The sequence below is a fragment of the Microcystis sp. LE19-41.2A genome, from assembly GCF_027530405.1.
In the GTDB taxonomy this organism is placed as follows: Bacteria; Cyanobacteriota; Cyanobacteriia; order Cyanobacteriales; family Microcystaceae; genus Microcystis; species Microcystis aeruginosa.
The window spans coordinates 1-14701 of record NZ_JAPZQJ010000101.1; the positions used below are offsets into that span (position 1 = coordinate 1).

The following is a 14701-nucleotide window of genomic DNA, read 5'->3' on the forward strand; positions in this document are numbered from 1 at the left end:
TGATGATCAGTCTGTCCCTGCCTACTACAATCTCGGTAACGTGCTGTATGAGCAGAAAAAACTGAAGGAAGCGGAGGAAATGTTCCGTAGGGCGCTCGCTCTTGATGATCAGTTTGTCTATGCCTACTACAATCTCGGTAACGTGCTGTATGAGCAGAAAAAACTGAAGGAAGCGGAGGAAATGTTCCGTAGGGCGCTCGCTCTTGATGATAAGTTTGTCTATGCCTACAACAATCTCGGTGCCGTGCTGTATAACCAGAAAAAACTGACGGAAGCCGAGGAAATGTACCGTAGGTCCTTAGATTTACCGGATGATACTACTGGGACTCCTACTACCCCTCACACCCTTGCCCATAATAATTTGGGTCGGCTCCTACAGGAACAGGGCAAGCTAGAGGCAGCGATCGCTGAGTTCGAGAAGGCGACGAAAATCGATCCGAAGTTTGAATTTGCCACCAATAACCTGCAAGAGGCCCGGCGCTTGTTATCGTTGCAGCAACAACCGGAGCAGATCATCGCTTTGAATAATACTAAATATTTACCCCAAGAGGATCCCCTCACCCGGATCAAGCGATCGATCGTTAAAATCAGTGTTGTCTTTACCGGTAACGCCAAGGGGACTGCCTACGGTACGGGTTATGTGATCAAACGCCGGGGAACAACGGTGTGGATTATCACTAATCGTCATGTGGTGGTCGATCGCGACACGGAACAGAGGGGCGATAATCTGGAAGTGGAACCCTATTACGGCGAAAATCTACCCAACCTCCCGCGCGATCGTGTAGTGGCTAAAATAATTCACATCACCCAACCCCAAGAAAACTTGGATTTAGCTTTGCTGGAAGTCACGGGTTTACCAGACGATATCAGTCCTTTAACCTTTCATCAAGGCGAAATTAACCCACAAACACCGATTTCTATCATCGGACATCCTGAATCAAAAGATTGGTCGAAGTACGAGGCGATTACCATCGGCATTCAGTCTAGTAGCGGCAATTTATTAATCGATGTGAGTCTGGCCGTGGGGGGGTCTGGTAGTCCAGTATTTGATCAGGAAATGCGGGTGATCGGATTGATGTTTAAAACGATTAACGAGTCCCAAATCGATTCTTCCGGTATCGGTTTCGCTTACCCAATCGATCGAATTCTCCAAAAATTAGCTCAATGGCAGGTGGTTGTACCATGAAAAAATCATTTATTGTCCTTAACTTAACAATTCTTAGTCTTATTTTGGTCTCGTTCTTCCCTATTCAAGCTCAAAACTGTGGGACGGGAAATACTAGATCTAGCAACTATATCCAGAGAGATAATGACAAGCGCTGTGAGGGAATAGCTCCGATCGATATTGCGGGCAGTTTTAGTCTTATTTCCCTTTCTATCGGCCGGATTCGGGAGATGACTGACTCCCTAAAGTTGGAAGTACCTAGTCGTAATAACCGAGCGCCGAAAGTGATAGTGCGTTCTGTGCCAAAAAATTATCAACTCGATCCCCTCACCTTGCGTCCCCAAGGTTCTCGCTATCAATTTAAATGGTCTAACTATGTTATTGATCGCGAAGATATCGCCCTTGAAAGTCTGCGGGCCACGGCCTCTATCAGTGACGGTAAATTGATCTATTTGCCAGTTATTTTTAATCAGGCAAAAACCTATGATATCGTCCTCTTTTCTAATGTGCGTAGCCAGATCAAAGAATTACAAATCCTCCAGAACAACGAGGTTATCTATGAGACTTCTCGCCCTAACTGGCAACCAAAAGGGGAAATTTTCTTTACTTGGGATGGTCGTACTTCTGATGGTAAACTGGCTAAGGCGGGATTGTACGAATTGCGAGTCAAAGCTTTATTAGAACAAGATGATGCTCCTCCCAGAAATGCCCCGATTAATATAACTTTTGAACATAATCCCCAGTGGCTAAAATGAAGTCCAAGCATAATTTTAAAAGTTTCTGGCGATTTATTAGGAAAAATCTCAAGTTTTGCACAGTTTTTATAGTTACTCTAGCACTGGTTTTCCTGTCGATTTTTTGGGGAATTATCCCAGTTAAACAAAACTTTGAAGGCAATTTATTGGTAAAAAGCTTTAGTTTTACCTGTCAAGAAAACGAAAGTTTATTGCTCAAAGATGTCGATAATCTTTCCCAAATAGATCTATCGGGACTGAAAAAATTTACCCTCGCTGGCATTTTTAGCAGTCTTGCCGATCCCGAACTGAATAAACGAGAGCGACTAGAAATTGAATCAATCCGGGAAAATAGCACTTTAACAATTACCCCGACGGCGGATTTTATCCTGCAAGAACTCCGTTTACAAAAGGAAACTAGAGTTAAAAATCTCAAATACGCGCCTTTTAATAATCTTTTGGCTTTTAGTTTGCAGCCAAATTCTCAACCAGTAAATTTATCATTTAACCCTAGCGGCAACCCGATTAAAATAACTCTTTCTGGTTATAAAATTGCTAATTTTTCCTTAAAAAAAGAGGATATTCCCCTCGAATTTAATCTCAGCACCACCGAATTTAAATTAGAAATACAACAAGCGATCGACGTTAATTTACAACTTTCTCAAGATAAAGAACAGCCTATTTTTTGGCGCAATATTAAAGTTAATAATGTTAGATTTGAGCGACCGATTATCACCGGTAATAATGTGAGAGATGACTTAGTGGAATCAACAATTATTTCCGGTAATATCCGGATGGCTCAACAGGATATTAAGCTAGAAGAAAACCAATTCCTGATCGTCGAGAAACCGGGGGTAGAGATATTAAATCAGATAAAAATTATCCGAGAGGATAGTAACCAAAACCTCAAACTAAAAACCACGGGGGAAAACTTGCAGATTACCGAGGCATCACAAGGTTTAGAAGTGAGCGTTTCCGGCAATACCAACAGCATCCAAGTGGGGTTAAATCCGCGACTACCGATCGCCCAAATTCAAGGCAGTTTTTTATCGCGTTATCTTGCTAACAAGGCGATCGTGGCGATAATTTCCTTTTCTGCTGGTTTAATCGTTTCCTTGCTTTCGTGGTTATTCGATAATTTTCCCGCTTCTCCCTAAAAATTACCGTCCCGCTCGCTAAACTGCCAAATTGATAAGATCCTTTGACCTTTCGCCGCCCTATGGAGCAAAACTAGGTATAAACACTTTCTTAAGAATTAACCTATGTCACAATAGATGAAGATAAACCAAATAGTGTGAAGTTGTAAACTAGGTATTACTGAATGGAACCGCTTTATCAGTACGCGTGGCTAGTTCCCGTCCTGCCTTTGGTAGGCGCTACCCTAGTCGGCGCGGGCTTAATTTCCTTTAATGAAGTCACCAATCGTCTGCGACAGGTGAATGCTGTATTGATCATTTCTACCCTCGGTGCGTCGATGGTGCTGTCTTTTGCGCTGCTGTGGAGTCAAATCAATGGACACGCTCCCTACAACCAAATGATCGATTGGGCATCGGCGGGTAACTTTCACCTGAAAATGGGTTATACGATCGATCACCTCAGTGCTTTAATGTCGGTTATCGTCACCACCGTGGCCTTTTTGGTGATGATTTATACCGATGGTTACATGGCCCATGACCCCGGTTATGTGCGTTTTTACGCCTATCTGAGCATTTTTAGCAGTTCTATGCTCGGTTTGGTCATTAGTCCCAACCTCGTCCAGATCTACGTTTTCTGGGAATTGGTGGGGATGTGTTCCTATCTGCTAGTAGGTTTCTGGTTCACTCGTCCGGCGGCCGCCGAGGCCTGTCAAAAAGCCTTCGTTACCAACCGCGTCGGCGATTTTGGCTTATTACTGGGAATGCTGGGGCTTTTCTGGGCCACCGGCAGCTTCGAGTTTGATATCATGGGTGAACGTCTAGAGGAATTAGTCTCTTCTGGAGCCATTGCCGGCAGTTTAGCGGCATTATTCGCCGTTTTAGTCTTCCTTGGACCCGTGGCCAAATCAGCCCAGTTTCCCCTTCATGTCTGGCTACCGGATGCCATGGAAGGTCCGACCCCGATTTCGGCCCTGATTCACGCCGCCACCATGGTGGCCGCCGGAGTTTTCCTGATTGCTCGAATGTATCCCGTTTTTGAGCCAATTCCCACGGCGATGACGGTAATTGCTTGGACGGGGGCTTTTACCGCCTTTCTAGGGGCAAGTATCGCCCTTACCCAGAATGATATCAAAAAGGGTTTAGCCTATTCCACCATCTCCCAATTGGGTTATATGGTTATGGCTATGGGTATCGGCGCTTATAGTGCGGGATTATTCCACCTGATGACCCACGCTTATTTTAAGGCGATGTTATTCCTCGGTTCTGGTTCGGTCATCCACGGTATGGAGGATGTGGTCGGTCATGAGCCGGTTTTAGCGCAAGATATGCGGATGATGGGCGGTTTACGCAAGTATATGCCCATTACTGCCCTAACTTTCCTGGTGGGAACTCTGGCCATCTGTGGGATTCCTCCCTTCGCTGGTTTCTGGTCGAAGGATGAAATTCTCGGTTTAGCTTTTGAGGCGAACCCGTCCTTATGGTTAATCGGTTGGGCCACTGCGGGTTTAACAGCTTTTTATATGTTCCGGATGTACTTTAACACCTTTGAAGGGGAGTTTAGAGGCACTAATAAGGAGATTAAACGCCGACTGTTAGCCAATGCGGGCGCGATTCCGGCTTTTGGACCGGGGGCAATGAATGTTAAGCAATTGGACTCGGAAGCACAGGAAGAAGACAACCACGGCCATCATGCCCATGAACCCCACGAATCGCCAATTACGATGACTTTACCTCTCATGATTTTAGCGGTTCCTTCTTTGTTAATCGGTTTGGTGGGTAAACCTTGGCAGAATTTCTTCGAGGGTTTTATTCATGTTCCTAACGAAGTGGTGGAAGAAGTTCATGCTTTTGATTGGACAGAGTTTCTGATTATGGCGGGTAATTCGGTGGGGATTGCTTTAATCGGGATTACTGTCGCTTCTTTGATGTATCTCCAGAAGAAAATTGACCCCGCAACTATTGCCGAAAAATTCCCCGTTTTGTATCGTTTTTCCCTGAACAAATGGTACATTGATAATCTGTATGATCGAGTTTTCGTCCAGGGTTGTCGTCGTCTCGCGCGGCAAATTATGGAAGTGGATTATCGCGTTATCGATGGGGCAGTGAATTTAACTGGTTTAGCTACTCTTGTCAGTGGTGAAGGTCTCAAATACCTCGAAAATGGTCGCGCCCAATTCTATGCTTTAATTGTCTTTGCCGCAGTTTTGGGTTTAGTAATTGTCTATAGTCTGGTGTAGATTTTTAATCGGTTGACTAAAGATTTTTAGGGGCGCAAAGCCCCTTTTTTCAGCTTTAAGTCCCCCTTTTTAAGGGGAATTTAGGGGGAGCAAACTTTTTCAGCCAACCCTATTTAGGGGCTGCTGAAAAAGCTTTTCTGGGGGCAGGGTGTGGGGTGTGGGGTGTGGGGTGTGGGGTTTGATCGATTTTCAGGTGGTCAACTACCTAATTTTCAGGGAAAAAGTCCCGGAATTTTCCCCCCTATCCCCGCAATGGCTGGCACTTTTTGAGGGGAAAAAAGTCCAAAAGTCTTATCCAACAAGGTTTTTAGATTTATTCAGCCAACCCTATTTAAACCGCTTATACTAAATCCGTTGAGTATAGGCTACTTATAGAGGAGAGGCACTCATGCAACAGGCAAGAGGCAAAAGGGGGAATAAATAATCAGTTTTTAATAACCAGATTTAGTATCAGTTCCTCTGAACTTAGATGTTCGGCTAAGTCAGCTTTCTTGGGCATTTTATCTCCTTGTCTTTACTCGTTTTATTATAACAGGATTTGGTATTAGAAGACAAAACAGGATAGACTTTTCTCTAGTCCGATCGATTTTGGGGACAATGAAGGATTTATTGGCGATTTTTAGCAAGGAATTAAGCTCTTGGTTTCGGCGCTGTTGGTTAGCGGTACTATTGACCGGCAGGGTTTTTTACTTCCTATTCACGCGCCAACCCGATTGGCGCGTCACCCAAGAACAAATGGTAGCAGCCGGGCCCGCCTCGCTGATTATCGCCATGATCACGGCCGCGGTGATCGGGATGATCTTTACGATCCAAGTGGCCCGGGAGTTCCAAGCTTTGGGCGCTGGCAGTATGGTGGGGGGAATTTTGGCCCTTGCTCTCGGTCGGGAACTCTGTCCGATTATGATGGCGATCGTGGTAGCCGGTCGGGTAGGATCGGCTTTTGCGGCGGAAATCGGTACCATGAAGGTGACAGAGCAGATCGACGCACTCTATATGCTCAAAACCGATCCCGTGGAATATCTGGTGCTGCCCCGTTTAATTGCCTGTTGTCTGATGGTTCCCGCTTTGAGTGTTATGGCGTTGCTGATCGGTTTAGGTAGCGGTTTGCTAGTCGGCCAAAGTTTATACGGGATTGCCAATTCAGTTTTTCTCGACTCGGTTCGCGGTTTTCTGGGTGTGGGAGATGTGCTGAGTGGACCGGTTAAAGGGGTGGTTTTTGGGGCTTTAATCGCGATTATCGGCTGTAATTGGGGTTTAACGACCGATGGCGGTGCTAAAGGAGTCGGCCAAGCTACTACCGCGGCCGTAGTCACTATGCTCTTAGCGATTTTTGTATCTAATCTGCTGATGACTTGGATCTTGTTCCAAGGATCTGGCAATAGTTCGGTTTTGTTTGGACAGTAATTTCAGTTAAAAACGCTCATTTTCTCGCCATTGTTCTAATACTAAATCCAGTTATTAAAGACTGATTATTTATTCCTCCTTTTGCCTCTTGCCCCCGCCCCCCCCGATGTCGTAGGGTTGATTCATGAATCAACCCTACCCCTACCCCCACGAAAAACTTTTTGCCGCAGACCACTAGGTAGGGTTGGCTGAATAAATCTAAAAACCTTGTTGGGTAAGACTTTTAGACTTTTTTTCCCTCAAAAAGTGCCAACCATTGGAGTGATCGGGGGTAAAATTCCGGGACTTTTTCCCTGAAAATTAGGTAACTGACCCCCTCAAAATCCCTAAAACCCCACACCCCACACCCCACACCCCACACCCTGTCCCCACGAAAAACTTTTTGCCGCAAACCCTATTTAGCGGGACTCAAACGATAACAAAAGATAACTGAGGGTATAATGCTTGGCAGATCAGCGTTTCACAATGCTAATACATAATCAGCGCCTTGCTCAATAATTGTAGAGGCAATTTCAGTTTGACATCCCATGGCATCAATACTTACTAAACAACCTCGAATTTCTCAAATCTTCAATAATTCAGGAATAGCAGTAATCTCATGGGATTTTTCAGCGACTTTTCGTTGACCAAGTACCAAATAATTAGTGGCTGACCAGACACTTACCATAGGAATTAAACTGCGGTTATTTCCTCGTTCTTTTGCCCCTCGTCAGGTTTTCCCGTCCACATTTAAGAGTTCTCCATTGGTCACCTGATGAACTGCTTGCATCCAACTAATAAAGCATGACTGGAGTTCTTCTGATTTTAAACGGACAAATAATCGGATCAATGTATCATGAGAGGGAATCCCATTAGGCAGAGCTAGAAAAGTTTTTAGCCATTCATATTTGGCTATACCATAGGCAGCAACTGCTTACCAGTTGTTCGCCCCACAAATGGTTGCACAGATAGTAATCACAATAATATCTATCAGCAAATGCTCAATGTTGTGTAACGCTCTAGGGTCTTTTAGAGTGCCAAAGTGTTTTTCAATCAGGGCTGTTGGTCATGAACATTTGTCCGTTAACATTGTTTTGCGCGAACCTGTAAACAGATAGTTAATATTCTGTATACTAACTTGAAAAATTTAATATTTATCTCCTAATTGCTATTCCATGAGGATATCTTGTAGATTTATTGCGTATCTTCAAGAATTGTGTGCGATTGCCCGGGCCACCTAACGAGCATATATAAACGAGCATATATAATAATGAAGAGAATAAAATGCTTGACGAAACTCATTAGATCGGAGAAAGGAGGTCAGTCATGGATCTGGTACAGTTTGTGGTAGTTATCATCGTGGTTGGGGTTCTATTGTGGCTCGTGAACAACTACATTCCGATGGACAGCAAGATCAAGCAAATCCTGAACATTGTGGTTGTCATCGCCCTCGTTTTGTGGATTCTTAAGGTGTTCGGATTGCTGAGTTTTCTCAAGGGAATTCGTATCGGTAGGTGAGTGATGTTCTAGACGGAAGGAAAGGTTGAATTATTATGGATCTGATGTCCATCACACTGCTGGTGCGCTGGCTAATAGGCTGGGGATTGATGTGGCGGTTGCCGCGACTTCCAGACCTTTCAGTCGTCGGTTCGCCTAAAGTCTCGGTCTTGATTCCGGCGAGGAATGAAGAGAGTACCCTCCCTAATTTGCTAACAGCCTTAAAGCAGCAAACATTCAAGCCCTACGAAATCATTGTCATCGATGACCAGTCCGCCGATGCTACCCCACAGATCGCCGAACAGGCCGGGGTGAAAGTAGTGCAGACTAGCCCTTTGCCCACAGGTTGGACAGGGAAAAACTGGGCACTCAAAACCGGATATGCAGCCTCATCTGGCGATATTCTCGTCTTTCTCGATGCCGACACTGAGCCAGGGGAGGAGCTGCTCCGCAGGCTGGTGGCAACTGTTCAACACTTAGGTGGTCTGGTCTCAGTTCAGCCCTATCACCGCACTGAACGCCCCTACGAACTGTTAGCGGTTCTGTTCAATCTCGTCGGCTTGATGGCCGTCAAACTGGGAGCAAGAGGTGGTGTGGCTTTTGGACCGGCTATGGCTACCAGCAAGGATGACTATAAGCGGGTCGGCGGCCACGACGCTGTGGCAGGATATGTTGTAGAAGACTGGTTCATGGCTCATATTTATGAGAGTGCGGGACTGCCAGTGAGTGCATACATTGGTCATGGCCAACTGGACTATCGGATGTACCCCGGCGGGCTGCGGGACCTGGTTGTTGGTTTCGACAAAAACTTTGCAACGGCAGCAGGGGAAGTCTCTTGGCTGCGGATGCTGGCGGTTGTGTTCTGGCTTTCAGGGTTGTTCTGGGCGGCTTGGTGTCTGCCCGCATCCCTATTCGGCTGGCCGATTGTCGGGAATTCATCCTTACTATATAACGTACTGCTTTATCTTGCCTTCGCCATACAGTTAGCCATAATTGTATGGCCAGTGGGTTCATTCGGAGCAATCGTCTTTTTCTTCCCCATTCCGGTTGCCTTCTTCATTGCAGTGTTCCTGCTGGCAATTCTGAATCTCGAACGTGGTCAAATCGAATGGAAAGGACGAAGGATAAGTACCCGATGGCAAGGTGAATGAATGAGATTATCTATACTACAGTTACCGGATGGGGTAATTGTCGGGCTTTGTGTGGTCGGTTGGACAGTCTGGTCGCTTTTGATCGGTTTTGTCGGTCATCAACTTCCCCTGAAATTCCTAGAAACGGACACCTGCCTGACCCGGCCACGACCCTGGGGGGAAGATAGACAATGGTACAATCGGGTACTGCGGATCAAGCGATGGAAGGATCGGTTGCCAGAAGCAGGGGATTTCTTCCCAGGAGGTTTTCGCAAAACATCCGTTGGCGGTGGGGACTGTGCCGTAATGTCCCGTTTTTTGGCTGAAACCCGTCGCGCGGAATACGTTCACATCGCCATCTGGCTGTTTTGGTTAGTGACGATGCTCTGGACTCCTGGCTGGGGTGTGCTGGTAAACCTCGCCGTGGGAACAGCTTTCAACCTGCCTTGTTTGTGGGTGCAGCGTTACAATCGGCTTCGGCTCCAGCATCTGCTCGTATTGAAAGGACAGGGAAAAACTATATGCTAAAGTATGAGCTTGGCTGTGAATTAACCTACAGCATTGAGCAAGCAAGCACTCTAATTCTTAATGTTGCTATTGTCAGCAACAACCATCAGATTATTGTTCAGGAAGACCTCCATTCTAACTCTCAACGGTCGATTGAGGAATACATCACTTCTGTCAGTGGAAACCGATACTTTCGACTCAATGCCCCTCCTGGCAATTTGCAAATTTCCTATCGAGCAACCGTTGGCTTATCTCCTTATTATTCAGACCCCAGTACGATTTTTGAAGTAAAGCCAGCCGATTTACCCCTCGATATCTTGTACTATCTTTATCCGAGTCGTTACTGTCAGTCAGATCGATTATTGCGCTTTGTCGCGGCTGAATTTGGCCATTTAGTCCCTGGTTATTCCAGGGTGACAGCTATCTGTAACTGGATTTATGACAATGTTTTGTATCTCTCTGGTAGCAGTGATTCTTTAACTTCTGCTTGCGATACAGCGATAGAACGGGTAGGCGTTTGTCGTGATTTTGCCCATTTAGGTATTGCTTTTTGTCGGGCCTTGAATATTCCAGCACGCTTTGTTTCCGGCTACGCCTATGGTTTAAATCCCCCCGATTTTCATGCCTGGTTTGAGGCTTATCTAGGGGGTCGCTGGTATCTTTTCGATCCTACCCGCCTTGTGCCTCAGAGCGGGCTAATTCGCGTTGGCACAGGACGAGATGCAGCCGATGTTTCTTTTGCCACTATTTTTGGTCCCGTACAAATGAATCAGATGAGGCTTTTTATGGACTACTTACCCGATGCCAAGCCGATTTCCGAGAATATTTTGATACCGACAACAGAGGCGATCGCCATCTCTTGAGCGTACCCCAGTCAGGTATTCTATTATCGAAAATTTGGGTTGAAAACCCCGTCCTTTGAGGACGGCTTTAAGCTACAATGAAAAAAGCGATAACCAAGCTAAAAACTGAACCCTGACCACAGATAGTAGGGGGTTTCGTTCAGAAAAGAATTCAAATTCGGCCTTGAACGAGTAAAACTTTCTAGGAAATAAGGTTGAACATGAGATTTTTTCGACTTGTTCAAAGTGGCCGTCCGGCATTCGGACACTCAAAACGGACGGGTCGAAAGAGTCAGACTTAAGCAATTAAGCGTTTTTCGCTATCTGCGTCAACCCCATTGACGCGACCACCCTAAAAAAGTGGCGTGGTGAGGATGTCAATAACATTGTCTTTGAAAAACCCATTTTAGGAGTTGCCCATGTCATCCTCATCCCTACCCATTAAACTGGCTGTACTGGTTGTCATCATTGGTGAAACCGTCTTGCAAGACCGCATGATCAAGCTGCTGCAAGAGTTAGGCGTAACTGGCTATACCCTCTCGCAAGCCCAGGGCGCAGGTCGCCACGGCAACCGCCAGGGAGATATGGTCGGTTATAACACCAATATTGAGATCAAAACCGTTGTCTCGCAGGAAGTCTCGGAGGCGATCTTCTCTGGTCTCGTCGAGTATCAAGCTAATCATGCCTTAATCGCTTTCCGACAAAATGTCGAAGCGTTGACTGGGTTTGAGATAATTTGATTCGTCACTAACCCCCCCCTAAAAGGGACGGGGCTTGCCTAGACCAATTTAGGCGACGCAAGTAGAGACTACCGCATCGAGACACAATCTGGCACAGACCTCCGAATACTTCCCTAGTTCGGATTCCCTCTAAGCTCTATTGGTAAGGCGTTGTTAGACAAGACATCTTGATTGTGTTGCGGGAAGGTACTTTAACTTCACTCTTAAGGATTATCTCCATGGCAAGAGTTCCTGTTATCTCAAAAGACGGAAAGTCGTTAATGCCCACCAAACCCAGTCGGGCCAGGCGGTGGATTAAGGAAGGAAAAGCTATCGGTAAATTCAACGACTTAGATATTTTCTATGTCCAGCTAACCACTGAACCTTCCGATAACAAAACCCAACCGATTGCTATTGGTATTAACCCGGGTAAATTATTCTCTGAAATTGGTGTTCAATCCTCCCTTTTTACTCTTTGGAAGGCTCACTTAGAACTTCCTTTTAAGCGAGTAAGAGAGTGCCTAGACAATCGCTGCTTAATGCGAAGAGGACGTAGAAAAAGACGGATTAACCGCCAACTTCCCTTTAATCTAAGAGCGCATCGACAAAAACGATTCTCAAATAGAAGACAAGGAAAATTAGCTCCCTCAATCAGAGCTAATCGTCAACGTCTCGACTTCGCTCGACGTTGACCCTGAGCGAAGCCGAAGGGTCAACTTGAACTTCGAGTCGTTTCTGAACTAACTAAAATCTATCCAATTACTGACATTTACTTTGAGTATGTCAAAACCGATATTGATCTAACTTCCAGTAGAAAAGGAGCTAAGTCGGGAAAAGGTTTCTCGCCAGTTATGGTCAGACAGAAATGGGCGATTGAGCAACTATCTCAATTGGCAAAAGTCCATACTCGCTTTGGTTGGCAAACCTCTAATCTCAGAAAATATTTGCGACTAGAAAAATCCAAAAATAAAGCAAAACAATCACCAGAAAGTCATGCTAACGATGGCATTGCTAAGAGGGAGGGAGCATCTCACCTTTGTAACCCCTAAATCAGGTTTTATGTCAAGCTATTTTGAAAGCCTTGCTAGAAACCAGTTTTAGGGACAAGTATAATTAGGGCTTGCTGAATAATGGTAAAACCCTTGTTGGTTAAGACTTTTAGAGTTTTTGTAAATCAAAAAGTACCAGATATGGGAGTGATCGGGGGGAAAATTCAGGGACTTTTTCCCTGAAAATTAGGTAATTGACCCCTTCAAAATCGGTAAAACCCTACACCCCACACCCCACACCCCACACCCGGCCCCCAAGAAAAACTTTTTGCCGCAAACCCTAATTACTCACTTGCATAAATGAGATACTCCCAAAGAGGGATATTTATGAAGTGGAATCTGACCTGCGGAATGTTGGATATAATCTAATTATATACTAAAAACAGGAAATTCATGACAAATATTCACTCGATCATCGGTATATTCCCCTCCAATGAAGAAGCAGACATAGTTGTAAGGTGGTAAACGACGTAAATATGGTGGCTCTACCACAAGACATGGGTTCCGTAAAGGAGATTTAATTTCTTCTCCCAAAGGAATTGGTTATGTTAGTGGAGATACCGAAAAACAGCTATCTGTAAGCGATGCCAATGGTCAACGATTGGGACAGATAACTGTTAGTAAGATTCAGTTAATTCGTCGTTCTAACGGTTTAATTGTTTCTCACTAACTTATGTAAAGCCGCCCTCCGCTATCGCTAAAGGGCGGGGTTTCAGACCCAGTTTTTCGATGAAAGCCCTGTTACTCTACCCTGAGTTTCCCCAGTCTTTCTGGTCTTACGATCGCTTTATGGAAATCGCGGGACTGAAAGCCACCATTCCACCCCTCGGCATCATTACTGTCGCCGCCCTCCTCCCCCAAAACTGGGAGATTCGATTTTATGATCGCAACGTCAATCCTGAAACAGAAGCCGATTGGGAGTGGTGTGAGTTGGTTATCCTCTCTGCCATGTTGGTCCAGAAGCCAGATTTTCAAGCTCTGATTCAAAAAGCCGTGCAGTTAGGCAAAAAAGTCGCCGTTGGCGGTCCCTACCCCACCTCTGTCCCCCAGGATGCCCTGGATTCTGGAGCGAACTATCTCATTTTGGATGAGGGAGAGTTAACCGTTCCCCTGTTTTTGGAGGCGATCGCTCAAGGTCAAAGCCAGGGAATTTTCCGCTCTGGGGACAAACCAGACGTGACCCTCAGCCCCATCCCCCGCTTCGACCTGCTTCAGCGAGACGATTACTTAATGATGGCAGTGCAATTCTCTCGCGGCTGTCCTTTTAACTGCGAATTTTGCGACATTATTTCCCTCTACGGGCGCAAACCTCGTACTAAAGAGCCGAGTCAGACTTTAGCAGAGTTGCAGACTCTCTACGACCTAGGCTGGCGCGGTTCGTTGTTCATCGTCGATGACAACTTTATTGGCAATCAGCGCAACGTCAAACGCTTTCTCAGAGACTTGATTCCCTGGATGAAGCAGCACGACTATCCCTTCACCTTTATTACTGAAGCCTCGGTCAATTTGGCAGAGGATGATGAATTGTTAAGCCTGATGGCTGAGGCGGGGTTTTATTCTGTCTTTCTGGGGATTGAAACTCCTGACCAAGATAGTCTGCAAGTGACGCGCAAACTGCAAAATACTCGCAATCCACTGGTGGAAGCCTGTCGTAAGATTAATGCAGCCGGTTTGCTAATCTATGCTGGATTTATCTTGGGGTTTGATGGAGAGCGCTCTGGTGCGGGGGAAAGGATTCAAGCCTTTGTGGAAGAAACCAGTATTCCTCAGCCCATGTTAGGCATCCTCCAGGCTCCGCCCAACACGGCGCTCTGGAATCGTCTCCAGCAAGAACAGCGTTTAGTTGAGGGTGACAGCATCCATCCGACGGGAGATCAGAATAGCTTGATGAATTTTATCCCCACCCGCCCGATTGCCGAAATTGCCAGAGAGTATGTCGAAGGCTTCTGGACGCTGTACGAACCCAGCCACTATCTCCGACGCTGTTTCCAACAATGTCTTGGTCTGGGTTTGCAGTCAAAACACAAGCAAACCATGCAATTTCCCGTGGGTAAGGGGTTACGGCTGATTACCCAGTTAATCTGGCATCAGGGTATCCGCCGAGGGGACATTCGGGGACAGTTTTGGCGGCAATTATGGACGATTTGGCAAAAAAAGCCCCAAGTTCTCAATCTGTATTTAGGTCTGTGCGCGGCGGGAGAACATTTTTGGGAGTACCGGGCCTTAGCCAGAGAACGGATTACTCAACAACTAGGCTACGATCCCTTAGAAGTTTCTGGTCGTCCCAACCAGAACTGATTCT

General features: G+C 45.9%; 12 protein-coding genes and 3 pseudogenes. 14 read left to right on the forward strand and 1 reads right to left on the reverse strand.

From position 1 onward, the window contains the following. The 6 genes from O9290_RS04280 to O9290_RS04300 form a co-directional block, all read left to right on the forward strand. On the forward strand, positions 1-1186 hold a 1186-nt coding region (locus O9290_RS04280; RefSeq protein ID WP_288086746.1), incomplete at its 5' end, for a tetratricopeptide repeat protein. Then, entirely contained in the window at positions 1183-1920 is a 738-nt protein-coding gene (locus tag O9290_RS04285; RefSeq protein WP_016514693.1) for a FlgD immunoglobulin-like domain containing protein, read from the forward strand. The genes O9290_RS04280 and O9290_RS04285, both read left to right, overlap by 4 nt. Then, positions 1917-3056 carry a hypothetical protein gene (locus O9290_RS04290; protein WP_288086748.1) on the forward strand — a complete coding sequence of 380 codons (1140 nt, stop codon included), beginning with the start codon at positions 1917-1919 and terminating at the stop codon, positions 3054-3056. Before O9290_RS04285 ends, O9290_RS04290 begins: the two co-directional genes overlap by 4 nt. Positions 3057-3220: 164 nt before the next feature. Next, positions 3221-5272, forward strand: coding sequence for an NAD(P)H-quinone oxidoreductase subunit 5 (locus O9290_RS04295; RefSeq protein ID WP_052278158.1), 2052 nt, complete (start codon positions 3221-3223; stop codon positions 5270-5272). Positions 5273-5420: 148 nt separating this feature from the next. Next, positions 5421-5621, forward strand: a complete 201-nt coding sequence (locus tag O9290_RS28070; protein ID WP_012266167.1) for a hypothetical protein — start codon at positions 5421-5423, stop codon at positions 5619-5621. 248 nt (positions 5622-5869) lie between these two features. Further along, positions 5870-6676, forward strand: a complete 807-nt coding sequence (locus tag O9290_RS04300) for an MlaE family lipid ABC transporter permease subunit (RefSeq protein WP_002798033.1) — start codon at positions 5870-5872, stop codon at positions 6674-6676. A 463-nt stretch (positions 6677-7139) separates the two neighbouring features. Here the strand turns inward: O9290_RS04300 and O9290_RS04305 are convergent. Further along, positions 7140-7712, reverse strand: a pseudogene (locus O9290_RS04305) (ISAs1 family transposase); the annotation flags it as partial. A 269-nt stretch (positions 7713-7981) separates the two neighbouring features. Between O9290_RS04305 and O9290_RS04310 the strand changes: the two are divergent. The 8 genes and pseudogenes from O9290_RS04310 (at position 7982) to O9290_RS04340 (ending at position 14697) form a co-directional block, all read left to right on the forward strand. Further along, entirely contained in the window at positions 7982-8173 is a 192-nt protein-coding gene (locus O9290_RS04310; protein ID WP_012265960.1) for a Thivi_2564 family membrane protein, read from the forward strand. 35 nt (positions 8174-8208) lie between these two features. Beyond that, positions 8209-9303 (forward strand): glycosyltransferase family 2 protein, encoded by a 1095-nt coding sequence (locus O9290_RS04315; protein ID WP_288059030.1) that lies wholly within the window; start codon positions 8209-8211, stop codon positions 9301-9303. Beyond that, on the forward strand, positions 9304-9810 hold the full coding sequence (locus tag O9290_RS04320) for a glycosyl-4,4'-diaponeurosporenoate acyltransferase CrtO family protein (protein ID WP_288059032.1): 507 nt from the start codon (positions 9304-9306) through the stop codon (positions 9808-9810). Continuing rightward, positions 9804-10652, forward strand: coding sequence for a transglutaminase-like domain-containing protein (locus O9290_RS04325; protein ID WP_004159260.1), 849 nt, complete (start codon positions 9804-9806; stop codon positions 10650-10652). Before O9290_RS04320 ends, O9290_RS04325 begins: the two co-directional genes overlap by 7 nt. 398 nt (positions 10653-11050) lie before the next feature. Next, the gene (locus O9290_RS04330) at positions 11051-11371 is read left to right on the forward strand and encodes a P-II family nitrogen regulator (protein WP_008206554.1); all 321 of its coding nucleotides are present in this window, start codon (positions 11051-11053) and stop codon (positions 11369-11371) included. 218 nt (positions 11372-11589) lie between these two features. Next, positions 11590-12363: pseudogene (locus O9290_RS04335) on the forward strand (RRXRR domain-containing protein); the annotation flags it as partial. Between the two features lie 493 nt (positions 12364-12856). Beyond that, positions 12857-13069: pseudogene (locus tag O9290_RS28075) on the forward strand (hypothetical protein); the annotation flags it as partial. A gap of 59 nt (positions 13070-13128) precedes the next feature. Then, positions 13129-14697, forward strand: a complete 1569-nt coding sequence (locus O9290_RS04340) for a B12-binding domain-containing radical SAM protein (RefSeq protein WP_288059036.1) — start codon at positions 13129-13131, stop codon at positions 14695-14697. Positions 14698-14701 lie beyond the last annotated feature (4 nt).